Origin of the sequence: Saccharopolyspora terrae (genome assembly GCF_004348435.1) — a bacterium.
GTDB classification, from domain to species: domain Bacteria; phylum Actinomycetota; class Actinomycetes; order Mycobacteriales; family Pseudonocardiaceae; genus Saccharopolyspora; species Saccharopolyspora endophytica.
Genome location: NZ_SMKS01000008.1, coordinates 30,176 through 53,524 on the forward strand (window position 1 = coordinate 30,176; position 23,349 = coordinate 53,524).

Here is a 23,349-nt window from a genome sequence, read left to right on the forward strand (position 1 = left end):
TGCACGGTTTGTTCATCGTCGATCACCGACGCGTTCACTCGGTCGGGTGAGAGTGGTCGGAGTTCCCGAATCGATGGAGGACCGACGCACATGGACAAGTCCGATTCGTTGCTCTCCCGCCGCAGCGTGCTGATCAGCGGTGCCGCTGGTGCCGCGGCGCTGACCGTCGCCGGAGCGCCGTCCGCGCTGTCGCTGCCGGGTGCCGGTGCGGCCCGCAGGGGCGAGGTGTTCAGCCTCGGCGTGGCCTCCGGGGATCCGCTGCCGGACGGTTTCGTGCTGTGGACGCGCCTGGCCGCCGACCCGCTCGCCGAGGACGGCATGGGCGGCATGCCGACCAAGACGATCCCGGTGGAGTGGGAGGTCGCCGAGGACGAGAACTTCACGCGCGTGGTGCGCCGGGGTGAGGCTCCCGCGGCTCCCGAGATGGGCCACAGCGTGCACGTCGAGCTGGAGGGCCTGCGGCCGGGCCGCGACTACTACTACCGGTTCCGCGCGGAGGGCTCGGTCTCGCCGGCCGGGCGCACCCGGACGGCGCCGCTGCCGGGCACGATGGGCGAGCTGTCGATGGCCTTCGCCTCCTGCGCCCAGTTCGAGCACGGCTACTTCACCGCCTACCGCCACCTCGGCGACGAGCGCCCGGACCTGGTCCTGCACCTGGGCGACTACCAGTACGAGTACACGGCGGGCGACTACGAGATCCCGGGCGGCAACATCCGCGACCACGCGGGGCCGGAGACCGAGACGCTGGCCAACTACCGGCAGCGGCACGCCCAGTACAAGTCCGACGCCGACCTGCAGCACGCGCACGCCGCGGCCCCGTGGGTCGTGGTCTGGGACGACCACGAGCTGGACAACAACTGGGCCGACGAGGTCTACGAGCACCCCGAGGAGCCGCAGCCGAACTTCCTGGAGCGCCGCAAGGCCGCCTTCCAGGCGTACTACGAGAACATGCCGCTGCGCCGCGCCCAGGTCCCGCAGGGCATCGACCTGCGGCTGTTCCGGCGGGTCGAGTGGGGTTCGCTGGCGACGTTCCACATGCTCGACACCCGCCAGTACCGCGACGACCAGGTCGGCAACGACGAGTTCCCGACCCAGGACCCGGCCCGGCTGGACCCCAAGCGCAGCCTCACCGGCGCCGAGCAGGAGCGCTGGCTGCTGCAGGGCCTGCGGTCGTCGCGGGCGCGCTGGGACGTGCTGGGCCAGCAGGTCATGTTCGCCGAGATCGACTACCTCAACGGTCAGGACAAGGCGTACAACCCGGACGCCTGGGACGGCTACGTCGGTTCCCGGCAGCGGGTCATCGAGGGCTGGAAGCAGGCCGGGACCCGCAACCCGGTGGTGCTGACCGGTGACGTCCACACCCACTGGGCGAACGAGATCCACGACGGCGAGAACGTCGTGGCCACCGAGTTCACGGCCACCTCGATCACCAGCGGGGGCGACGGCTCGGCCGAGCTCACCGACAAGGAGAAGGCGTACCTGGCGGAGAACCCGCACGTGCGCCTCTACAACAACCAGCGCGGCTACATCTCCACCAAGATCACCGAGACGGAGATGAAGGCGACCTACAAGGTGCTGCCCTTCGTCTCCAAGCCCGGAGCCCCGGTCCAGGACCTCGCCACCCTCACCGTCGAAGATGGCACCCCGGGCATCAACCGCGCGTGACCAGGACGTTTCGAATTTCGCGCGAAATTCGAGTCCCGAACTTCGGGTCCGAATTTCGCGCGAAATTCGAGTTTCGTCACCCGGCCGAGTGGTCGGGTGACGTCCGTTCCCAGCGCAGGCCGAGGCTCTCGGTGATCTCGTGGGCCATGCCGATGGCGTAGGACTGACCTCGGTCCTGGGGGTAGATCTGGGACATCGTGGCCAGCGTGACGCCGGGCATGTGGGTCTTGTGCGGCGGGATGAGGGAGCGGTAGGTCGGGGTGACGATGGGCTGGGCGAACCCGGCCTTGGAGAAGTGCCACTCCTGGATCCAGGATTCGTCGAACTCCGGGTTGAGCCGCTTGAGCCACGGGATGTAGTTCCGCAGCAGCTCGGCCGGGTCGGTGGTGAAGCGCCAGTCGTCGCGCGGCACGTAGTTGCCGACGTAGACGACGTGCTTCCCGCCGTACTCCTGCCTGTCGACCATGTTGGTGTGCTCCACGACGGCCAGGAACGGGAACTCCGGGTCGTTGATGTTGAGCCAGTAGTACGGGATGACGCTGCGGTCGAGTTCGAGGATGAAGCACGTCGCGCCCAGGTACTGGTTCCGCCACAGCACGTCGTCGGATTCGATGTCAGCGGCCTTGGCGAACGCGGGCTGCGGGACCGTGACGATGAGGTGGTCGAACTCGTAGCCGCTGCCGTCCGCGGTCCCCACCTGCACCGCCTCCGACGGCTGGGTGATGGACGAGACCGGCTTGTTGAACTCGATCTTCCCGCCGCGTTGGGTCACCGCGTCGGTCAGCGCGCGGTAGACCTGGTCGAAACCGCCGTGGACGTAACCGAGTTCGAACGTGCGGCAGTGGATCCGCGCCCACAGCCACGCCATCGAGATCTCCTCGGCGCGATCGCCGAACTTGCCCTTCAGCAGCGGTTCCCAGATGGTCGAGGTGACCTTCTTCCCGGCCCAGCGCCGCATCCAGTCCAGCGCGCGAACCCCGTTGAACCGGGAGCCGTTGCGGATCACCTTCAGCGCGGCCGAGGACGCGCCGAACCGGAAGCGGTCCAGCATCGAGAACTCGGAGAACTTCAGCATCTCCACGGGAGTGCCGAAGTCGTGCAGCTCGCCGTTGAAGTACACGCCGGTGGTCGGCTTGTGGAACCGCAACCGGTCGCTGAGCCCGAGGTCCTCGATGAGCTCGATCATCGCCTCGTCGCTGCGGAAGCTGTGGTGGTAGAAGCGCTCCAGCGGGGTGCCGCCGACCTCGATGGACGCCGCGAGCCCGCCGAGCTCGGCGGAGGCTTCCAGCACCGTCACCTCGTGCCCGGCGCGCACCGCGTCGAAGGCCGCGGTCAGCCCGGTCGCACCGGCGCCGACGATCCCCACTCTCATCCGAAACTCCACCTCTTGTTGATCGTGTACTGGAACAGCAGGACCACCGGCAGGCTGGCCAGCTTGACCAGGTTCGCATCGATCCCGAGCCACGTGGAGAACACCGCCAGCAGCAGGAACGTCAGCACGATCCCGGCGATGCCCACCGCGTAGAAGCGCAGGAACCGCACCAGGATCCGGTCGGTCTTGCGGAAGTTGAACAGCGAGTTGAGCACGAAGTTGTTGGTGATCCCCGCCGTCGTGCTCAGGGCGTTCGCGAGCTGGTGGTGCATCCCGAAGTAGTTGAACAGCACCAGGAAGAGCAGGTAGTCCAGCAGCACGCCGCTGCCGCCGATCACCGCGTAGAGCAGCAGTTCCCGGCTGATCAGCCGGGAACGCGGCTCAAGCTTCGTCATGCCGGATCACATCCCGGACGATGTAGAGGGGGCGTTGTTGCACTTCGCTGTAGATGCGACCGATGTAGCTGCCGATGACCCCCAGCGACAGCATCTGCAGCCCGCCCAGGAACAGCATCACGACCATCAACATCGTCCACCCCGAGACGGTGATTTCGGGGAAGAAGAGCCGCAGCGTTACCGAGTAGATGATGCCCAGCACCGCCAGGGCCAGAGCCACGAACCCCATCCGGGTGATCAGCTTGAGCGGCGCGGTCGAGAACCCGGTGACGCCGTCGGCGGCCAGCCGCAGCATCTTGCGCATCGGGTACTTGGTCTCGCCCGCGACCCGCTCGTCCCGGTCGAAGAGCAGTTCCTGCTGGTTGAACCCCATCGAGGCGACCATGCCCCGGATGAACCGGCTGCGTTCCCGGAACGTCCGCAGCTCCTCGGCGGCCCGCCGGTTGAGCAGCCGGAAATCGCCGGTGTCGACCGGGATGTCGACGTCGGAGCAGCTGCGCAGCAGCCGGTAGTAGGTGTGCGCGGTGGCGCGCTTGAACGGCGTGTCGCGCCGGGTCCGCCGCCGCGCCTGCACGACCTCGGCGCCGGCCAGCCACGCGTCGATCATCTGCAGGCTCACGCGCGGCGGGTCCTGCAGGTCGGTGTCCATCACGATCACCGCTTCTCCGGCGGCGTAGTCCAGGCCCGCGGTGATGGCGATCTGGTGGCCGAAGTTGCGCGCGAAGTCGACGACCTGCACGCGGGAATCGTTCTTCGCGATGTCCCGCAGGATGCGCATCGACCCGTCGGCGGAACCGTCGTTGACGTAGATGAACTCGTAGTCGAACTCGGGTCGCGTGGCGACCGCGTCGGTGAGCTCGGTGTGGAAGTGCTTGATCCCCTCGGCCTCGTTGTAGACCGGCAGCACGTACGAGATCAGTTGCGGTGATTCGGCCTCGGAGGTTCGTGCCTGCTGCGGAACCGGGATTCCGACCTCGTGGCGGATCGCGTCGGACATGGTCACTCCCCTCGCCAACCCCACCGTGGAGCTTCAACGCGTTGGACGTCGAATCGGTTGCCCGGGTAGGGGTATTGCACCTCGATGAGGTGGCCCCACTCGGAATATTCGGGTGTTTTCTCGTAACCGTTGAGCCTTGTCGGGATCTCTTCTTGAACACCGACGTCCCGAACTCCGGCGAACGTCCCGCCGATTCCGCGTTCGAACGCGGCGGTGCCGCCGAAACCCATCGAGCTCGGCGGGGTGATCATGTAAGCGGGGGCTTGGACGAGCCCGCTGCCGACCTCCGGCAGGTCCCGCAGGCACGGCACGTTCCAGGTCATCGACCAGTCCACGTACGTCGGCGCCTTGTCCTGCATGTACTCCGTCAGCGGGATGACCTGGCGGACCCGCGGCCCGCTGACCGCGACCCACCCGGCGGGGTCGGTGGTGGTGTCGCTCGCGGTGATGCGGACCCGGTCGGCGCCGGCCGGGATCTGCGCGGGGGACAGGTGCATGTCCCGCCAGCCGGGGTGGTCCTGCGGTTCGTCCTCGATGACGTGGTCGCTCGGGTAGGTCTCGCGCTCGTCGGAGTCCATCCAGGTGTCGTCGAGCACGACCTCGCGCGTCCCGCCGGGTCCGGAGAACTCCAGCGCGACGCGGTTGCCGTCGCCGCTGCGCCCGGCCACCCCGAAGGCGAGCTCCTGGTCGGGGGCCAGCGCGGGCAGCGGGAACCAGCCCGTGGTCAGCGTGCCGGTGTTGATCTGCCCACCGGTCAGGCTGCCCCACAGCGGGACGTCGGCGGGCGGGGTGAACCCCGGTGCGAAGCCGGAGCCTTCGGTGAACCCGGCCATCTCAGCGCCGTCGCCGCCGCGCAGCCCCACGAGATCCGGGGTGACGACGATCTTGTCGGCGATGCCGCAGCTGCCCCCGCGCGCGGCGGCGATGCTCTGCGCACCGATCGAGTAGGCGTCGCCCTGCCTGATCGGGGCCGCCGCGAAGGAGCCGAGCACGATCGTCACCGCCACCCCCATCGCCGTGACGCACACCAGCGCGGGTGTGCGGATCAAGGCCCGCCGAACCCGGTTGTCACCTCTCCTGACCAGCGCGGATGCGGCCATCAGCAGCCCGGCGACGAGCAACCAGACCAGCGGGTTGTTCAGCGGCCGGACCGGGCCTTCTCCCCAGGGCACCCCGTACTGCGAGTGCAGGAACCAGTTGTTCTTGCCGGAGAAGACGAGCGCGGCCGCGCCACCGGCGAGCACGGTTCCCACCAGACCGGCGACGAGCACCACCCGGTCCCGGCTCGCGGTGACCGCGGCGACGCCGACCAGCACGACGCCCGCGGTCACCGTAGCGGCTCCGACGCCGGCGAGCGCGCCGAAGTAGTGCGTCCACTTGGACGGGGTCAGCGTCATCAAGCCCATGCTGAGCAGCAGCGATGCCGCCGGGACGTGCGCCATCCGCAGCCCGTCGACGCGGTGGCGCAGCAGCACCACGATGCTGAGCGCCGCGACGACGAGGGTGAGCAGGACGGCGGCGCGGCGCGCGACGTCGCCCTGGAGGTCGAAGCCGAGCAGGTACTGCCAGCGCATGACCTCCAGGAACCAGGACACGTTCGGCCCGTAGTAGCCGTGCAGGTCGGTGGCCTTGGCCGCGCCGAACAGCGACTGGTCGGCGAACATCGCGACCACGCCGACCGAGGCGATCCCGGCCAGCAGCGCCGCCAACCCCACCCCGGCCATCCGCCACAGGCGTGGCGCGAGCACCAGGAACGGGGTGATCGCGGTGATGCCCATCGGGTTGACCGCGATCGACAGCCCGGCCGCCAGCGCCGCCACGCCCAGCCACACCCGCCGCTCGGTGCGGGCGGCCTGCAGCACCGCCGCGAGCACGACGGTCAGCCCCAGCGCCTCGAACGCCTCCGGTCGCACGCCCATCCCGAACGGCAGCCACCAGGACAGGAACGCCACCGCGGCCAGGACGCGGACCAGCGGCCGGTGGTGCTGGCCGGGGATGGCCGCGCCGAGGACGCCCCGGCTGAGCACCAGCCAGGTGAGCACGGCGGCGAGGATGCTGGGTATGCGCATGGCCAGCGGGTTCTGGTTCCACTCGGCGACGTGCATCAGCAGCTGCTGGACCAGCGTGAACGGTGATTCGGAGGCGTTCTCCCAGCGGTAGTAGTTGCCGATGTCGCCGGTGCGCAGCCCGTTCTGCGCGGTCACCGAGGCGAAGGAGTCGTCCGGGCCGTTCGGGCCCAGCAGCCACCAGCCCGCGAGCACGGCCAGCAGCCCCAGGTCGATCACGTAGCCGGACAACCGGTGCGCCAGCCGTGGGATCGGGCGTTCGACGGCTCTGCTGCGTCGGCGGTCCAGCGTCGCCAGGACCGCGAAACCGGCCGCCACCAGCAGCAGCTGGACGGCGATGAGCAGCAGCTTGCCCTGGGTGGGGGACGTCTCGAACCAGTTGGCGGTGACCACCTGGACCTCGGTCCCGGCCGCCTCGGCGGGGGAGAGCTGGGTGGTGAACGTGACGATGTCGCGGATCCCGGCGGGCACCGAGGCGGTCCGGTCACCGATGCGGGCGGTGGCTCCGGTCGGGCCGCCGTCGATGGCGACGTCGCAGGCTTCCCCGATCGGCGCGCGCACCGCCTCCCGGCCCGCGACCAGGGCGATCACGTGGTCCTGGGCGGTGGTGACGGCGAAGCCCTCGGTGGGCTGACCGGGCGGGCGGGAGGACACCAGCGTCGTCGGCTCGCTGCGGTCCTGACCTGCGCGGACGACCTCGCACGGGACGCGGACGTGCACCTCGTCCGGGTGGTAGGGCACGACGAAGGCGAGCGTGCTCTCCGCCGGCTGACCGGCCATCGGCCAGGTGACCGTGACCCGATCGCCGACGACCGGAGCGAACGGGACGGCGACCGCGGCCAGCACCGCCAGCACGCCGATCACCAGGCCGAGGACGTTGGCGAGCCGGCGGCGCGGCGTGGGCGCGGCGGGCATCGGAGGAGAGTCGTCCGCGGTGCGCTCGATCCCGTCCAGCAACGTCCCCCCAGCTCAGCGATGTTCAGCGGTCAGCCGCAAATCGATCCCGGGAGCATCAGTTTCGGGCATCCGTCGGTGACTCGCACAAACGATCACTCCTGCTCGAAGGGGTAGGACCCGTCGCCGTCGGTTCCGCGGACGCGTTCTCGCTGGCGAGTCGTGGTGTAGGCATCGCGTTCGCGTTCGTAGCGGACCACGAGCAGATGGCCCCAGACGTAGCCCGGAGTCCCGCGCAACCGGGTGGGCAGCTCCATGCGTTGCGAGAGCATCGGCACCCCGGCGAACACGCCGCCGAGGTTCGGGTCGTAGGCCATCGAGCCCTCGCCCTCCGGGGGCGTGATCAGCATCCGGGGGCTCGCCGCGACACCGCGGCCGACCTTCGGGTAGTCGGTCCGGCAGGGGAACACGAAGCTCATCGGCCAGTCGATCAGCAGCGGTTCCTGCGCCTCCAGGGCCTGCCGCAGTCCGACGACGTCGCGCACCACCGGGCCGCTGATGCTCAACCAGCCCTGCCGGTCGGTGCTGCGGTCGGTGGCCAGCACGCGGACCCGGTCCGCGCCCGCCGGGATGTCACCGGGCTCGACGGTCATCGAGCGCCACGCGGTGAAGTCCCGCCAGTCGTGGTCGCGGCCGTGCCGCGGGTCCTCGAACGGCAGGTCGACCGGCGGCGGGTCGTGGAGCACCTCGCGTCCCAGCGGGCGGTCCCCGGCGGCGAACTCCAGGGTCAGCGAGTTGCCCTGCTCGGGACGGCCGGACACCCACATCGACAGGACCTGCTGCGCGTTCACCTGCGGCAGGCCGAACCACGGGGTGATCAGCGTGCCGGTGTTCTGCGGGCCGCCGTCCTGGCTGGTCCAGGCGAAGTCGCTGGCCTGGCGGCCGGTGGGTTCGTCGGCGCGCGGATCGTCGGGGTCGGCGGGCTCGGGGAGCCGCAGCGGCTCACCAGGGTTCTCCAGGCGCAGGTCCGGCTCCTCCGGCGGCGCTCCGCTCGCGGTGAAGCCGTCCAGCTCGCCGGTGTCGTCGGGGTCGAGCGGGGCGAGGGACTCGGCGACGGGCATCGCCTGCACCTCGTCCTCCAGGCCGCAGCTGGACGCCTCGTGGCTGAGCCGGTTCATCCGGGCCACCGAGAAGCGGTCGCCCATGGTCTCCGGGACCGACAGGAACGAGCCCAGCAGCACCAAAGCCATCGCCAGCGCGGACCCGGTGAGCACCGAGGCGGGGGCGACCGTCCACATCAGACCGCCGAGGGCGCGGGAGCGCAGCCGCATCCGGATCAGCAACCCGACGAGCGTCAGCAGCCCGGTGACGAGTCCGACGAGCATCCACAGCACCGGGCTGTCCAGCGGCACGTCCGGCCGGACCGGGGTGTCGGCCCACGGCATCGCCAGGTTCGACTGCCACGGCCAGGCGTTCGGGCCCATGAACGCCAGGCCCGCCGCCACCGATGCCGCCAGGGTTCCGAAAACGCCCAGCAGCCGGGCTTCCCGGTGCCCGTCGGCCAGCGCGCCGACCCGAACCAGCAGCACGACGGTCACGGCCACCAGCGCCGGACCGACGCCGATCAGCGCACCGAAGTGGTGCGTCCACTTCGACGGCGTCAGCCACAGCGCGGCCAGCACCGCGGTCACCGAACCCAGCAGCACCGGCAGGTCGGGCACGGCCGTGGTGCGGTGCAGCCGTCGCATCGCGCAGGCCGCGGCGATCAGCACGGCCGTGATCACCAGGAACACGACCAGCCGCTTGCCTGCGACGCCCCACGTGCTGGTGCCGAGCAGCTTCGCGTAGCGGTCGATCTCCTGGTACCAGCCCAGGCTCGGCCCGAACTCGTCGTGCACCTCGGTCGCGTGGAGCACCCCGTTCCAGGACGTGTCGGCGAACATCGCCACCAGACCGACCGAGCCGAGGCTCGCCAGCAGCACGACGCGGACCGGCACCAGCGCCCAGCGCGGCAGCGCTCCGGGACGCACCAGGAGCGACCAGATGCGCGGCGCGAAGACCAGCACCATCAGCACCGCGCTGACCCCGGTCGGGGTGATCGACACCGTCAACCCGCACACCAGCGCGGCCACGCCGAGCCAGCCGAACGGCGCGCTGCTGCGCGAGGCCCGCAGCAGGGCGGCGACCAGGATCGAGGTGCCCAGCGCCAGGAACGGTTCCGGGCGGATGCCCAGACCGTAGGGCAGCCAGCAGGCGAGGAAGAACACCGCTGTCACCAGGTGCGGCGCGAATCTCCTGCGGCCCCGGCAGATCGGAGCGACGATGCCGCGGCTGACCACCAGCCAGGTCAGGAGACCGGCTGCGGCGCTGGGCATCCGTAACCAGAACGGCTCCAGGCCGTCGGCCGACCACCAGCGCATGAAGTGCTGCACCAGCGTGAAAGGCGCCTCGGAGGCGTTGAACCAGCGGTAGTAGTTGCCGACGTCGCCGGTCTCGGCGTAGTTGCGGACGGTCATCATCGCGAAGCCGTCGTCGTCGGTGAGCGGCCCGACGAACAGCCACGCCCAGATCACCGCGGCGACCCCGGCGTCCACCGGCCACAGCAGCGGGTTCGGGCGGAAGCCGCGCAGCGCGGGTGGGGCGTGGGCGAACAGCAGCAGCAGCGAGCACAGCCCGAGCAGCAGCGCCGACTCGATCAGGCTCCGCTTGGTCTCGGTGGGGGAGGTGTCGGCCCACGAGTAGGTGCGCGCGGTGACCGAAAGCCCGTGCAGCTGGTCTGGTTCCAGCGAGGTCGCGAAGGTGAACACCTCGGGCGCGGGAACCCCGGCAAGCGTGATCGGAGCACGTCCGGCGGGTTCGACGACCGATCCCGCTCCGTCACCGCGCACCGCCAGACCGCAGGTCCCGGCGGGCAGTTCCACCTCGCGTTCGCCGAGCAGCAGCCGGGTGCGTCCGTCCTCGGTGGACAGCACGAGCCCTTCGCGGTCGCTGCCCGGCGGCAGGGTGCTGAGCACCGTCGTCGGCTCGTCGCCCTCCAACGCGGCGCGCATCGTCGCGCAGGGCACGGTCGCGTGGAACTCTGCGGGCCGGTAGGGCGTGAGGAACGCGGTCGTCGTGGGGTTCTCGTCCGTCGCCGCGGGCCAGCGCACCTCGGTGCGGTCGAGCAGCACCGGCGCCAGCGGAAGCGCGATCGCGCAGCACAACCCCGCGACTCCCAGGCACAGCGCGATCACGTGCGCCAGCCACGCGCCCAGGTGCGAACGCCGGGGGACGTCGTCGTCGACCCGTGGTTCGGCGGGCGGTTCGACCGGTGCCGTGCTCGTCAGGTACTTCACCCTTCTCGTTCTCCCGGGGTGGTCGTGCCGATGCCGGCGAGGGAATCGCGGTGAGCCTCATGCAGTTTCACGACAGCCACCGCGCTCCGGGTTGCCCGACACGCCGAACATCCCGTCGAAGAGACGTCAGTGGGACCTGCGTGCGACCGCCATGAGATGCGGACTGGCTCCCAGCAGCTCGGGCGCCGACTCGACCCGGCGGATCGCTCTCAGCGTCGCGTCCCGGTACTCCGGTTCGCTCAGCCGGCGGGAGTCGGCGGCCCACGCCGCCACGCTCTCCACTGCCACCAGCTCGATCGCCCGGAAACCCGCGTCGGAGACCTCGTCGCGCAGGTCGGCGGGCCGGTGGAAGTAGGTGAGGGTGAACCACTGCGGGAACTCGTCGGGCTTGGTGTTGCGGTGCAGGCCGTCGCGCAGCGCGCCCTGGACGAGCTCTTGGAAGTCGGGGTTGACGATGTCGCCCATCGCCACGCCGTCGAAGGTCGAGGCGTAGCGCGACACAGCCGCCGCGAACAGCACGCCTCCCGGCTTGAGCACCCGGTGCGCTTCGCGCAGCGCGCGCAACCGGTCGGCGCGTTCCAGCAGGTGGTAGAGGGGGCCGAGCAGCAGCACCGCGTCGGCCGTGCTGTCGTCGAAGGGGAGGTCCCGCGCGTCGCCGACGGTGCACCCGGCCAGCGGTGCGGCGGGCTGGGCGGCGGAGGCTTCGGCGGCGGCCGCCACGTGCGGAGCCCAGGCGTCGACCAGGTGCACCTCGTAGCCGTCGCGGGCCAGCGGCAGGGCGTAGGCGCCTTCGGCGCCGCCGATGTCGTAGACGATGCCCGGTGCGGGCGGCAGGTGTCGACCCAGCAGTTCGGCGGTGCGCAGCGCCTCCAGGTACCCCCAGGTGCTGAGGCGATCCCGCTCCGGACCGAGCCGGTAGTACTCGGCGATGGCCGTCTCGAAGTCGTCCACGAATGATCAGGCTACTGGGGGCGTCCAGCCGTTCACACGCAGTCCTGAGAAGTTCTTCCTTGATAGTCCGAACGGGCGAAAAACGTCTCCGTGCCTTCGATTCCGCGCGCGTGGAGAAACCCCAGAACCGCCCCGGGCGTCCGATGGAAGTCCGCTCGCGGACGTTCCGTGGGTCCCCCGGGTAATGAGGGCAGGCGGAGGACCCACGGACGCGGATGCCTGGTGAACCCCACTTCTCCGGGCATCCGCGCTTCCCGATGCGCGCCGCGCGTCTGGAAGCTCGGCGGGCGTCGCGACGCCCGCACAGGTACAGATCGCTGCGAGAGGGCGAAACGTTGCCCGTTCGCGGCAAAATTTGTCCCGATCGAGAATCCCGCTCCAGCGGTCTGGACAAACCGGGCAGTCGAGATCGAATTCTGGACCTGTCCGGATCCGCGGTCAACCCGGGAAAAGCGAAAGGGGCCGCCGGGATTCACCCGACGGCCCCGATCGGCCGAAGCGTCCGATCAGAACGGCAGCTTCTTGAAGATGAAGCGGGGGACGTGCTTGAGCACGAACATGACCCAGCGCATCTGGCCGGGCGCGTAGACCTCTTCCTTGCCCTTGCGGACGCCGTCGATGATCGCCGCGGCGACCTGGTCCGGGGTCTGCGACATGGGCGGCGGCTTCATGCCCGCGGTGAGCTTCGTGTGCACGAAGTTCGGGCGGATCACGGTGACCTTCACACCGTGCTCCTCCAGCGCGTAGGTGAGACCCGTGTAGAAGATGTCCAGGCCGCCCTTGGAGGAGCCGTAGACGAAGTTCGAGCGGCGAGCGCGCTCACCGGCCGGGGAGGCCATCACCGCGATGCTGCCGTGGCCCTGCTTCTTGAGCTTGTTGGCCAGCAGCACGCCCAGGCCCACCGGGGCGACGTAGTTGATGTCGGCGACGGCGCGGGCGGCCTCGAAGTCCGTCCAGCCCTTCTCGTTGTCGCCCTGGATGCCGAAGGCGATCAGCGTGACGTCGACGTCGCCGTCGGCGAACGCCTTGTCGATGACCTCGGCGTGCGTCTCCGGCTTGCGGGCGTCGAAGTGCAGGATCGACACCGTGCTGCCGGTCTTGCGCAGCTCCTCGGCAGCGGCTTCGAGGCGCTCGGACTCCTCGGGGCGGTCGGCCAGCACGATGCGCAGCGCGCGTGTCTGCGCGTACTGCTTCGCGGTGGTCAGCGCGATGTCCGAGGTGCCGCCGAGCACCAGCAGGGATTGGGGGTTGCCAACAGCGTCGATCACAGCTCAAGCCTCCGGCTCATGTCTGAGGCGAATTTGCCTTCGGGGTCAATGGTCTGGCGGATCTTCTTGAACTCGTCCACCCGCGGGTACATCTGGTGGAAGGTCTCCGCGGACGTCCGCGAGTCCTTGGCGGTGTACAGCCGGCCGCCGAGGGAGAGCACGTCCTCGTCCAGCTCGGTGCAGAACCTGCCCAGACCGTCGACGATCGGGAAGTCCAGGCACACCAGCCAGCCGGGGTGCGGGTAGGACAGCGGGGACCGGTTGCCCTCGCCCATCTTCTTGATGACGTTGAGGAACGACACGTTGCCGGACTGGGCGACCTTGCGGATGATCCGCTTGAGGTCCTCGTCCTTGCCGTAGGGCAGCGAGAACTGGTACTGCAGGAAGCCCTGCGAACCGTAGGCCCGGCTCCACTCGCCGATCAGGTCCAGCGGGTGGTAGAAGGCGGTCAGGTTTTGGATCAGGTCGCGGCCGCGCTTGGGCGTCTTCCAGTAGTACAGCTCGCCGATGGTGCCGAAGGTCAGCTTGTTGGCCAGCCGCGGCGGGAAGACGTCCGGCAGCGTCAGCAGCTGCGGCGCGTCGAACTTCAGCGGGTCGGCCCGCAGCTTGGGCGGCAGCTGGTCGAGCGTGGCCAGCGAGCCGCGGCCGAACGCGCCGCGACCGAGCTTCGAGCCGGTGGACATCGAGTCGAACCACGCCGACGAGTAGGTGTACTTGTCGTCCGAGCCGTCGTTGAACAGCTCGATCGTCTCGTCGAGGTTCGCGGTCCGGTCGGCGTCGGCGATGAAGTACGCGGTCTCGGTCCGGGTCATCCGGATCGAGGCGCGCAGGATGATGCCGGTCAAGCCGATGCCCGCCACCGTCGCCCAGAACAGGTCGGCGTCCGGGCCGTTCGGCGTGATGGTGCGGATCTCGCCGTCGGCGGTGAGCAGGTCCATCGCCACCACGTGGTTGCCGAAGCTGCCGGCGCTGTGGTGGTTCTTGCCGTGGATGTCGTTGGCGATCGCGCCCCCCACCGTGACCTGCCGGGTGCCCGGCAGCACCGGGACCCACAGGCCGTAGGGCAGCGCGGCCTTCATCAGCTCTTCCAGGCTCACGCCCGCGTCGACGTCGACGATGGCGGTGTCCGGGTTGATGTCGTGAACGCGGTTCAGCGCGGTCATGTCGACGACCACGCCACCGGCGTTCTGCGCGACGTCGCCGTAGCTGCGGCCCAAGCCGCGGGCGATGACGCCCCGCTCGTCGGCGGTGCGCACCGCCTCGGCGATGGCGTCGACGTCGGTCGTGCTGAGCACGCGCACCCGGGACGGTGCGGTTCGTGCCCAACCGGTCAGCGTGCGGTACTCCATTGCTGCGGTCACAGGCCCAGCCTTCGCGAAAGGTCGGAGACGAAGATGCCCTGCGGATCGACCGAAGCGCGGATCTTGCGCCACTCGTCGATGCGCGGGTACATCTTCTCGATCATCTCGGCATTGGTCCGCGACTCCTTGGCCAGGTACAACCGGCCACCTGCGTCGAGGACCATCTCGTCAAGCTCCTGGCAGAGCCGGTCCAGCCCCGGGGTGATCGGGATGTCGACTGTCAGCGTCCAGCCTTCCCGGGGGAAGGACATCGGGGCGTCGTTGCCCGGGCCGAAGGTCTTGAGCACGTTCAGGAACGACACGTGGCCCGAGGCGCTGATCTTGTCGATGGACCGGCGGAACATCGTTTCCTGGCCGAACGGCACCATGAACTGGTACTGCAGGAAGCCGTTCGGGCCGTAGATGCGGTTCCACTCGCCGACCAGGTCCAGCGGGTGGAAGAACTGGGTGATGTTCTGCACCGCGCCGAACTTGGTCGGCGCCTTGCGGTACCAGACCTCGTTGAACGCGGTGATCGTGTACTTGTTGACCAGTCCGTTGGGGAAGATCGCCGGGGCGGTCATCAGCTGCGGCGCGTTGAACTTCAACGGGTCCTTGCGCAGCCTCTTCGGCAGGTCCTCCAGCTTCGCCGAGTTGCCCCGGGTCAGCAGGGCGCGGCCCAGGCTGTCACCGCGGGCGAGCGAGTCGAACCACGCCACCGAGTACACGTAGTTGGCGTCGGAGCCGTCGGTGAAGTGCTCGATCAGCTCGTCCAGGTTCTTCGTCCGCACGTTGTCGACCACGAAGTACGCGGTCTCGACGCGCTTGAGCTTGATCACGGCCCTGACGATGATGCCGGTCAGGCCCATGCCCCCGACGGTCGCCCAGAACAGCTCCGAGGTCTCGCCCTCGGGCTCGAGGGTGCGGACCTGGCCGTCCGCGGTGAGCAGGTCCAGCGACAGCACGTGGCTGCCGAAGCTGCCCTGCGAGTGGTGGTTCTTGCCGTGGATGTCGGATCCGATGGCGCCGCCGACGGTGACCTGGCGGGTGCCCGGCAGCACCGGGATCCACAGCCCGTGCGGCAGCAGCCGGCGCATCAGGGCGTCCAGCGAAACCCCTGCGTCGACGTCCACCACGGCCTCGTCGACATCGATCTTGTGCACGCGGTCCAGGGCGGTCATGTCGATGACCGTGCCCCCCGCGTTCTGAGACGGGTCGCCGTAGCTGCGACCCAGGCCGCGCGCGATGACGCCCCGCTCGCCCGCCTTCCGGACCGCGTCGGCGATGGCCTCGACGTCCGGAGTGCTGACGACGTGTGCCCTGGTGGGCGCCGTGCGCCCCCAGCCGGTCAGCGTCTGCAACTCGTCCTTTACCGATCCCACCCAGCCGAGTCTATCCGCGCATCGGGTTCTTCTACCGCCGGGTACGAGCGGTCCCCAGCGGATCGCGAAGCGTCATCGCTACACTCTCGGGGGACGTGTGTGCCACGGTCCCGGCATCTCCAGCGGCTGGGTCGAAGGGCGTCTGGTCCTGCCGTCGTTTCGTAAGGGTGAACCTGTGACAGTGGCCGATACCGCAGCCAACACCGAGCCCAAGAAACTGGGCGTGTTCAACCAGCTGGCGCGCTTCATCATCATCGGCGGCGGCTGCGCCGTCATCGACTTCGGCACCTACTCGCTGCTGCTGGGCGTGCTCGGCTGGCCGATCTGGTTGTCGAAGTCCATCTCGTTCATCCTGGGCACCACGGCGTCCTACGTGATCAACCGCAAGTTCACCTTCCAGGGCGCGGGCCAGGGCAACACCACCGCGAAGGCCGGTGCCTTCGTCGTGCTCTACACGACGACGTTCTTCGTGAACATGGGCTCCAACCAGCTGCTGTGCGTGCTGTTCAACGCGCAGGAGGCGTGGCAGTTCACGTTGTTCTGGGTCATCGCCCAGGGGCTCGGAACGATGATCAACTTCATCATGCTCAAGCTCCTCATCTTCCGCGACTGACACTCGCGACCTCACTTCGAAGGGCGCTCAGCCACCCCGGCCGGGCGCCCTTCTCGCGTCACGGGGCCATTCGAATTTCGCGCGAAATTCGAGCCCGAACTTTCGCACTCGAATTTCGCGCGAAATTCGAATCCGCCCCGCAACGGGTGAACGCCTCCGGGGCAGGAGTGGCTCGGGAAGTGCGTGGTGATGTGGGAAGAAGCCCCGCACGTGCGAGCGCCCCTCCCGCCGGCCGTGGCCGACCGGAGGGGCGCTCGGGACGAGGCTCCTCGGGTGAGGCTTACTGGTCCGATTCCTCGGGGGCCTCGAAGCCCTTGACGTCGTTGCGGTCGTCGGAGCTGGGGACGTCGCCCGGGAGCTGCAGGGTCTTCGGCAGCGGCCCCGGGGTCCAGTTGCCCCAGTGGGTCTCCGTGTGGACGTCCATGGCCGTCTGGGCCGGCACGGCGTCCGCGTCGTACGGGTCCACGGCGTACAGCGAGCCCCAGTCCCGGTGGATGTTGTTCTTCATGTACGTCGGCAGCTCGCGCATGCTCGTCGCCACGTTCAGCCAGCCGAACGGGCCGCCGGAGTCCGGCGACGACCAGCCCTGACCGATGTCGCGGACCTCGGCACCCGCCGCCACCCGGAACTTCGGGATCTCGGCGACGCCGTGGTGCACGCGCGGCAGCTGCAGGCACGGGTGCACCAGCGCGGCCGTCCACTCCACGAACGCGGGCTGGTCACCGACGAAGTCGGTCATGTTCACCAGCTGCGGCGCGCGCGGGGCGCTGACCGCGACCCAGCCGTTCGGGCCGAGGGCGTTGTCGACCGCGACCACGCGCATCTTCGTGGCGCCCTCGGACTTGCCGCCGAGGGTGTAGCGGAAGTCCCGCCAGTTCGGGCCGCCTTCCCGCTGCACCACGTACTTGCGCTCGGTGATCAGGAAGCCGTTCGGGGTGTCGTGCCCGAACTCCAGCGCCACCGAGTTCGCGCCCAGCTCGGCGCCGGCCAGCGACAGCACCACCGGCACCTCGCCGCGCTGCGCGCGCTCCGGCAGGTCGTACCACTGGGTGCGCAGCTCGCCGGTGCCGACGGCGGCGGCGTCGTAGCTGCCCCACACCGGTGCCCTGTCGTTGCCGAACTGGTGCGGCGGCCTCCAGTTGGGTTCCTGCGGGTCGGTTCCGTCGCCCGGCGGCAGGCCGGGCTGGTTGAAGCCGGACAGCTTCGCCCGCATGTACTGGTCGGCGTCTTCCTTGTCCTGCAGGCGCTTGGGCGGGACGCCGATGTCCTTGTCCTCGGACGGCGCAGCCTTGCCCGGCTGCTCCCCGGCCACGCGCAGCATCCCGGACTGCGGGTTGGTCTCGACGTAGATGTAGTCGGACAGGCCGCAGCTGGTGCCTACGATCTGCTTGATGTTGTCCGCGCCGAGGCTGTAACTGCCCCATTGCTTCTGGATGACCTTGCCGAAGTTCGCCAGTTCGAACAGCACCAGCAGGGCGCACAGGATCGACAGCGGAGCGGTGCCCATCCGCAGCGCGCGGCTGCGCCCCTCCTCGCGGCTGAAGCGCTCGTCGACGACCTTCGGGTTGTGCTCGTCGATCCTCAGGTGCTCGACGAACGCCACGACCAGCGAGATGAACGCGATGATCAGCAGGATCGTGCTCAGGTGCCGTCCCTTGATCTGCGGCGGCATGTTGTACCAGGGCACACCCCAGCCGGAGACGTACCACCACGCGTTGGGGCCGGTGGCGGCGAAGGCCAGGATGACCATCAGCCCGGCGAAGAACGCGGCCCGGTTGCGCCTGGAGCGCAGCACGGTCGTGCTGGTGGCCAGCGCGGTCAGCGCGGCCAGCGCACCGCCGGTGGCGGCGAAGATGCCGAAGTGGTGCGACCACTTGGTGGGGGTCAGCACGAGCACGCCGAAGGACATGGCGCTGATCGCCAGCAGCCGCCGGCTCGGGCCCAGCGCCGCACCCCGGATCCGACCCCGGCGCAGCAGCACCACGGCGCAGGTCGCCAGGCACAGGATGACCAGCAGCACGGGGAAGCGCCGCGTCATGGAGCCGTCCGCCGTGGGGCTGAACAGCAGGTTGTAGCGGCTGAGCTCCTCGTACCAGCTCTGGCTGGGACCGATGTCGGTGCGCAGGTCGGTGGCGTCCATGACCGACTGCCACGTCTGGTCGGCGAACACCAGGGTCAGGATCACGAACCCGGAGGAGGCGATCGGCGCCAGCACTGGCAGCCAGCCGAACTCCAGGGCCCGCTTGCGGACCAGCCGGAACAGCGGCTTGAGGGCGGCGACGAACGGCAGCACGGACACCATGCCGTGCGGGTTCGCGCCCACCGACAGCGCGGCGACCACCAGGCCCAGCGCGGCCGGCATCAGCCGGTCGGTGGCCACGGCGCGCTCGACGGCGCACAGCGCCAGCAGCGAGAACAGCACCACGACGGGCTCGGGGCGCAGGCCGTTGTTGTAGGGCAGCCAGAACGCCAGGAACACGGCCGCGGCGGCCCAGCCGGCGGCGTTGGAGCGCCGGACCTGCTGGCCGAGCCTGGGCAGCACCTCGCGGGAGATCAGCAGCCAGCTGACGATGCCCATCAGCAGCGCGGGCAGTCGCACCCACGGCGTTGCCGTGGACACCTGCACCCACACCGAGTACAGCTCGTAGAACCAGCCGAACGGGGCCTCCGGGACGCCGAACCAGCGGTAGTAGTTGCTGACGTAGCCGAAGCTCTCGCGCGCTCGCGCGATGTTGAGGATGTAGCCGTCGTCCGAGGTCATCGCGCCGACGACCCACCACACCAGCAGCGAGCCGATCACCGCGACGTCTCGGAACGTCGGTTTCCACCAGCCGATCGCCAGCCATTTCGGGGGACGTCGGCCCGCGCGCACGTCCAGGCGCCGCAGGCAGATGACCGAGCCGATGAAGGCCAGCACGGTCAACGCGATCACGACCAGCTTCAGCGTCGTGGCCTGGCTCTCGTAGCGGGTGTCCACCCGCGCCTCGAACGACAGTCCGCGCACGTCGTCGAAGTGGTGGTCGATGCTGGAGTACACGCCGGTCAGCTGCGGGCGCTGGTCGCCGCGCAGGTTGGCGATCGACTGGTCGCCGACGCTGGCGGTGCTGCCGTAGCCGTCGGAGCGCAGCGAGATCGAGCAGTCCCCGGCGGGCATGGCCGCGGTGCCGACCTGCTGGCCCTTGGTCAGCAGCGTCAGCTGGCCGTTGTCGACCTGCAGCGTGAGACCGGTCAGCTTGCCGTAGTCCGACGAGGGCGGGTTGGTGCTCAGCAGCACGGCCGCGCCGTTGGTGCGCGCGTCGAGGCTGCGCGCCGAGGCGCACGGCACCTCCGCGTTGAGCCACAGCGGCGAGTAGCCGACCAGCGGCGCCGACACCGACTTGGTGCCTTCCGCCGTCGGCCACTTCAGGGTCGTGATGTCGTGGTTGACGGGCAGGAACGGCACCGCCAGGGCGAGCACCGTGCCCAGCACGCCCAGAACGGAGGCGAACAGCTTCAGCCGCCTGGCCGACGGTCGAGCGCGGTCGGTCCCGTTGTCTGCCGAAGGGTCGTCCGTTCGGCGGCTGTCTTCCTGGCCACTGAGCACGAAGGGAGAATAGTAGTTGCTGGTCCTGGCGCTTTCGCGGCATTCCGGCGGTGTGCGAATCGACACCAGGGGTAACGCCGTGAGCTGCGAACTCAGTTCGATCTCAGGCGCCTCTAAGCGTCCCGTGACCTTCCGGTTATCGAGCCCCTTGTGAAGTCCGCGTAAAAAGCGAGCGGCCGCCGGAAGTTCCGGCGACCGCTCGGTCGAAGCTTCGGATCAGCGGCGGAAGAACCGCTCCTTGCGTCCCTGGATCACCAGGCGCAGCCACTCGCGGAACGCCTTCGGGTCCTTGCGCTGCACCACGAAGTACAGGCCGAACCGGACGACCTCCAGGGCGCCGATCTTGCGCATCCCCGGCTGCGAGAGCAGGTAACCGCGGTTGCGGTAGGTGTAGTAGCGCTTGTTGGCGTCCGAGGGGTCCTGGGCGTGGAACCGGCCGCCCAGCATCGGCTTGAACTCCGCCGAACCGTCCGGGTGCAGGAACTTCGTGCGGAACGTGGTCCCGAACGGCAGGCCCGAGCGCACCAGGCGGCGGTGGATCTCCACCTCGTCGCCGCGGAAGAACAGCCGGTAGTCCGGCACGCCCACGACGTCGAGCGTGGTGGCGCGGAACAGCGCGCCGTTGAACAGCGAGGCGATGCCCGGCAGGAAGTCCTCGGGCAGCTCGCTGACCTTGCGCTTCCAGGTCAGGCCGCGGCGCAGCGGGAAGGCGAGCGTGTCGGGGGTGTCGATGTTGACCACCACCGGCGACACGGCGGCCAGCCGCCGCTTGTCGGCGACCTCCAGCAGCGTGGACAGCGCGTGCTCGTCGGCCGGTCGGCCGTCGTCGTCACCGAGCCACACCCACTCCGCGCCCAGCGACAGCGCGGTCAGCATGCCCAGCGCGAAACCGCCGGCACCGCCGAGGTTTCGCTGCGAGGCGATGTAGGTGGAGGGCACCGGGCAGTCGTCGACCACGTCGGAGGCCGACTGGTCGGGACCGTTGTCGACCACGACGAGGTGGTCCGGCAACCGGGTCTGACTCGCGATGACCTTCAGGGACTCGGCCAGCAGCTCGCGACGGTGCCTGGTGACGATGACCGCGACTACGGATCCGGCGGGCAGCTGCTGTGCGGAGTCGGTGCTCATGGGCCTTCTTCGCTCCCGATCGTGGCCCGCGATTCACCGATCCGGGCCAGGGTTTCCTCACTCAGGTTGTTGAAGGGGTCGTACCCCTTGTAGTGCGTCAAGACCTCGCGCAGCGAGCCCTCTTCGCGAATACCGCCCTTGTCCATCCAGATCGCGGTGCTGCACAGCTCGACGAGGAACTCGTCGGAGTGCGACGCGAAGACAAGCATGCCGGATCGCTTGACGAGGTCGTTGAGGCGGTCCCGCGCCTTCTCCAGGAACTCCGCGTCGACCGCGCCGATGCCCTCGTCCAGGATCAGGATCTCGGGGTCGATCGAGGTCACCACGCCCAGCGCGAGCCGGACCCGCATGCCGGTGGAGTAGGTGCGCAACGGCATCGCCAGGTAGTCACCGAGCTCGGTGAACTCGGCGATGTCGTCGATCCGCTTCTCCATCTCCCTGCGGGACATGCCCAGGAAGAGGCCGCGGATGATGATGTTCTCGTAGCCGGAGATCTCCGGGTCCATGCCCACGCCGAGGTCGAACACCGGCGCGACCTTGCCGATCACGCGAGAGCTGCCACGGGTGGGCTCGTAGATGCCCGACAGCAGCCGCAGCAGCGTGGACTTGCCCGCGCCGTTGTGGCCGACCAGCGCGACCCGGTCACCTTCGCGCAGCGACATGTTGATGTCGTGCAGCGCCTCGATGACCGGCACCCGGCTGTCCGTGCCGATCTTGCCTCCGGCTCGGCCGAGCACGGCCTTCTTCAGCGAGCGGGACTTCGCGTCGAAGATCGGGAAGTCGACCGCCGCGTTCCATACGTCGATGCTGACCATGGTTTATTCGGCCTCACTCAGACCCAGTAGGAGACACGGGCACGGTAGTTGCGCAGCACGAACAGCGCCACTGCCCAGCCGAGGACGGTGATCGCGCCGCACACCAGCCAGTGGTGCCAGGCGATCGGACTGCCGAGCATCGGCTGCCGGATGATCTCCAGGAAGTGCATGAACGGGTTGATCTCGGCGAGCTTCGCGCGCTCCGCGATCACCGGGTTCGGGCTCGACTTGAACTGGTCGTAGTTCCACACGATCGGCGTCATGAAGAACATCAGCTGCACGATGCTCTGGGTCACCGGCGGGATGTCGCGGAACCGCGTCGAGATGGTGCCGACCACGAGGATCACCCAGGCGCCGTTGAGGCCGATCAGCACGAACGCCGGGATCGCCAGCAGGATCGTCCACGACAGCGGCTGCGGGAAGATCAGCAGCAGCACGAAGTACACGGCGAGGTTGTGCGCGAAGAACAGGACCTGCCGCCACAGCAGCCGCAGCACGTGGATGCTGACCGGTGCCGGGAGCTGCTTGATCAGCCCCTCGTTGGAGATGAAGACCTCGGCACCGTCGTTGACGCAGTTGCCGATGAAGCCCCAGATGATGAAGCCGACCGCCAGGTAGGGCAGGTGCTCCGCCAGCGGCTGCCCGAACAGCTGCGAGTACAGCAGACCGAGCGCCGTGACCGTGACGGCCATGCTGATGGTGATCCACAGCGGGCCGATGACGGAGCGGCGGTAGCGCTGCTTGATGTCCTGCCAGCCCAGATGAGCCCACAGCTGTCGCTGGCTGAGGGCGTCACCAATGTCGTTGAACGCTTTTCGCCAGGACCGCGGCGAGATCTCAGAAGGCGCCGGGGGTCGGTCTAGCGTGCTCGTAGCATGCACGAGCGAAAGAGTACCGACCACGCGTGCGCACACTCGGCCTGGGCGTCACTCGAAGGCGTAGCGCCCGCTTGACGTCGGGCGCTACCTTCCGTTACCGCGCTGGACCGCTACAGGTACTGCCCGGTGCCCTTGGTCGGGCCCATGTCCGGTTCGCCGGAACCTGCCGGCAGACCTCGGCGCATCTGCTCCAGCTGGGCTCGCGCGGCCATCTGCTGCGCGAAGAGCGCGGTCTGCAGGCCGTGGAACAGGCCCTCCAGCCAGCCGACCAGCTGTGCCTGGGCGATCCGCAGCTCGGCGTCCGAGGGCGTGGTCTCCTGCGCGAACGGCAGCGACAGCCGCTCCAGCTCCTCGATGAGCTCCGGTGCCAGTCCCTGCTCCAGCTCGCGGATGGAGGACTGGTGGATCTCCTTGAGCCTGCTGCGGCTGGCCTCGTCCAGGGGCGCCTGGCGGACCTCCTCCAGCAGCTGCTTGATCATGGTGCCGATGCGCATCACCTTGGCCGGTTGCTCGACCAGGCCGTTGATGTCCTCGCCGTGCTCCTGGCCGTCTTCGCCGGTTTCGGTCGCGCCGGCACCCACGGGGTTGCCGTCCTCGCCCACCACGAACACCTGCGGACGCTCTTGTTCGTTCATGGCTGCCATGGTTCCAGTGTGCCGCGAGGTCG

At 69.2% G+C, this 23,349-nt stretch carries 16 protein-coding genes; 2 read left to right on the forward strand and 14 right to left on the reverse strand.

Annotated features, from left to right (window positions below; genetic code table 11):
- The first annotated feature begins 90 nt into the window (after window positions 1–90).
- Window positions 91–1,665 (forward strand): alkaline phosphatase D family protein, encoded by a 1,575-nt coding sequence (locus tag E1181_RS07655; protein ID WP_132673258.1) that lies wholly within the window; start codon window positions 91–93, stop codon window positions 1,663–1,665.
- A 76-nt stretch (window positions 1,666–1,741) separates the two neighbouring features.
- Here the strand turns inward: E1181_RS07655 and E1181_RS07660 are convergent, their stop codons facing one another.
- The 9 genes from E1181_RS07660 to E1181_RS07700 all read right to left on the reverse strand — a co-directional run bounded on the left by E1181_RS07660 (window position 1,742) and on the right by E1181_RS07700 (window position 15,665).
- A complete protein-coding gene (locus E1181_RS07660; protein WP_132673259.1) occupies window positions 1,742–3,037 on the reverse strand; it encodes an NAD(P)/FAD-dependent oxidoreductase in 1,296 nt (431 codons plus the stop codon).
- Window positions 3,034–3,432 (reverse strand): GtrA family protein, encoded by a 399-nt coding sequence (locus E1181_RS07665; protein ID WP_132673260.1) that lies wholly within the window; start codon window positions 3,430–3,432, stop codon window positions 3,034–3,036. Before E1181_RS07665 ends, E1181_RS07660 begins: the two co-directional genes overlap by 4 nt.
- Window positions 3,419–4,429: a glycosyltransferase gene (locus tag E1181_RS07670; RefSeq protein WP_132673261.1), complete on the reverse strand. Its 1,011-nt coding sequence runs from the start codon at window positions 4,427–4,429 to the stop codon at window positions 3,419–3,421. Before E1181_RS07670 ends, E1181_RS07665 begins: the two co-directional genes overlap by 14 nt.
- Window positions 4,430–4,431: 2 nt before the next feature.
- Complete coding sequence (locus E1181_RS07675) at window positions 4,432–7,410, reverse strand: arabinosyltransferase domain-containing protein (RefSeq protein WP_132673262.1); 2,979 nt, start codon at window positions 7,408–7,410, stop codon at window positions 4,432–4,434.
- Window positions 7,411–7,544: 134 nt separating this feature from the next.
- Window positions 7,545–10,724: an arabinosyltransferase domain-containing protein gene (locus tag E1181_RS07680; protein ID WP_132673263.1), complete on the reverse strand. Its 3,180-nt coding sequence runs from the start codon at window positions 10,722–10,724 to the stop codon at window positions 7,545–7,547.
- A 126-nt stretch (window positions 10,725–10,850) separates the two neighbouring features.
- The gene (locus E1181_RS07685) at window positions 10,851–11,675 is read right to left on the reverse strand and encodes a class I SAM-dependent methyltransferase (RefSeq protein WP_132673264.1); all 825 of its coding nucleotides are present in this window, start codon (window positions 11,673–11,675) and stop codon (window positions 10,851–10,853) included.
- A 506-nt stretch (window positions 11,676–12,181) separates the two neighbouring features.
- Window positions 12,182–12,943 (reverse strand): decaprenylphospho-beta-D-erythro-pentofuranosid-2-ulose 2-reductase, encoded by a 762-nt coding sequence (locus E1181_RS07690; RefSeq protein ID WP_132673265.1) that lies wholly within the window; start codon window positions 12,941–12,943, stop codon window positions 12,182–12,184.
- Entirely contained in the window at window positions 12,940–14,292 is a 1,353-nt protein-coding gene (locus E1181_RS07695) for an FAD-binding oxidoreductase (RefSeq protein WP_132673366.1), read from the reverse strand. Before E1181_RS07695 ends, E1181_RS07690 begins: the two co-directional genes overlap by 4 nt.
- A gap of 8 nt (window positions 14,293–14,300) precedes the next feature.
- Entirely contained in the window at window positions 14,301–15,665 is a 1,365-nt protein-coding gene (locus E1181_RS07700) for an FAD-binding oxidoreductase (protein ID WP_132673266.1), read from the reverse strand.
- Window positions 15,666–15,840: 175 nt separating this feature from the next.
- On the opposite strand from E1181_RS07700, the gene E1181_RS32025 reads away from it, so the two are divergent.
- The gene (locus tag E1181_RS32025) at window positions 15,841–16,278 is read left to right on the forward strand and encodes a GtrA family protein (RefSeq protein ID WP_235876593.1); all 438 of its coding nucleotides are present in this window, start codon (window positions 15,841–15,843) and stop codon (window positions 16,276–16,278) included.
- Between the two features lie 280 nt (window positions 16,279–16,558).
- Here the strand turns inward: E1181_RS32025 and E1181_RS07710 are convergent, their stop codons facing one another.
- The 5 genes from E1181_RS07710 to E1181_RS07730 form a co-directional block, all read right to left on the reverse strand.
- The gene (locus E1181_RS07710; protein ID WP_132673268.1) at window positions 16,559–19,861 is read right to left on the reverse strand and encodes an arabinosyltransferase domain-containing protein; all 3,303 of its coding nucleotides are present in this window, start codon (window positions 19,859–19,861) and stop codon (window positions 16,559–16,561) included.
- Between the two features lie 216 nt (window positions 19,862–20,077).
- Complete coding sequence (gene glfT1 / locus E1181_RS07715; RefSeq protein WP_132673269.1) at window positions 20,078–20,989, reverse strand: galactofuranosyltransferase GlfT1; 912 nt, start codon at window positions 20,987–20,989, stop codon at window positions 20,078–20,080.
- Window positions 20,986–21,804, reverse strand: coding sequence for a galactan export ABC transporter ATP-binding subunit Wzt/RfbE (gene wzt / locus E1181_RS07720; RefSeq protein WP_132673270.1), 819 nt, complete (start codon window positions 21,802–21,804; stop codon window positions 20,986–20,988). Before wzt ends, glfT1 begins: the two co-directional genes overlap by 4 nt.
- Before the next feature lie 17 nt (window positions 21,805–21,821).
- Window positions 21,822–22,685 (reverse strand): galactan export ABC transporter permease subunit Wzm/RfbD, encoded by an 864-nt coding sequence (wzm, locus tag E1181_RS07725; protein WP_235876594.1) that lies wholly within the window; start codon window positions 22,683–22,685, stop codon window positions 21,822–21,824.
- Between the two features lie 107 nt (window positions 22,686–22,792).
- Window positions 22,793–23,326, reverse strand: a complete 534-nt coding sequence (locus E1181_RS07730; RefSeq protein ID WP_132673271.1) for a bacterial proteasome activator family protein — start codon at window positions 23,324–23,326, stop codon at window positions 22,793–22,795.
- Window positions 23,327–23,349 lie beyond the last annotated feature (23 nt).

Coding starts and splice junctions, on each gene's coding strand:
- E1181_RS07655 (WP_132673258.1), top strand. CDS start 91: ATGGACAAGTCCGATTCGTTGCTCTCCCGCCGCAGCGTGCTGATCAGC.
- E1181_RS07660 (WP_132673259.1), bottom strand. CDS start 3,037: ATGAGAGTGGGGATCGTCGGCGCCGGTGCGACCGGGCTGACCGCGGCC.
- E1181_RS07665 (WP_132673260.1), bottom strand. CDS start 3,432: ATGACGAAGCTTGAGCCGCGTTCCCGGCTGATCAGCCGGGAACTGCTG.
- E1181_RS07670 (WP_132673261.1), bottom strand. CDS start 4,429: ATGTCCGACGCGATCCGCCACGAGGTCGGAATCCCGGTTCCGCAGCAG.
- E1181_RS07675 (WP_132673262.1), bottom strand. CDS start 7,410: ATGCCCGCCGCGCCCACGCCGCGCCGCCGGCTCGCCAACGTCCTCGGC.
- E1181_RS07695 (WP_132673366.1), bottom strand. CDS start 14,292: ATGGAGTACCGCACGCTGACCGGTTGGGCACGAACCGCACCGTCCCGG.
- glfT1 (WP_132673269.1), bottom strand. CDS start 20,989: ATGAGCACCGACTCCGCACAGCAGCTGCCCGCCGGATCCGTAGTCGCG.
- wzt (WP_132673270.1), bottom strand. CDS start 21,804: ATGGTCAGCATCGACGTATGGAACGCGGCGGTCGACTTCCCGATCTTC.
- E1181_RS07730 (WP_132673271.1), bottom strand. CDS start 23,326: ATGGCAGCCATGAACGAACAAGAGCGTCCGCAGGTGTTCGTGGTGGGC.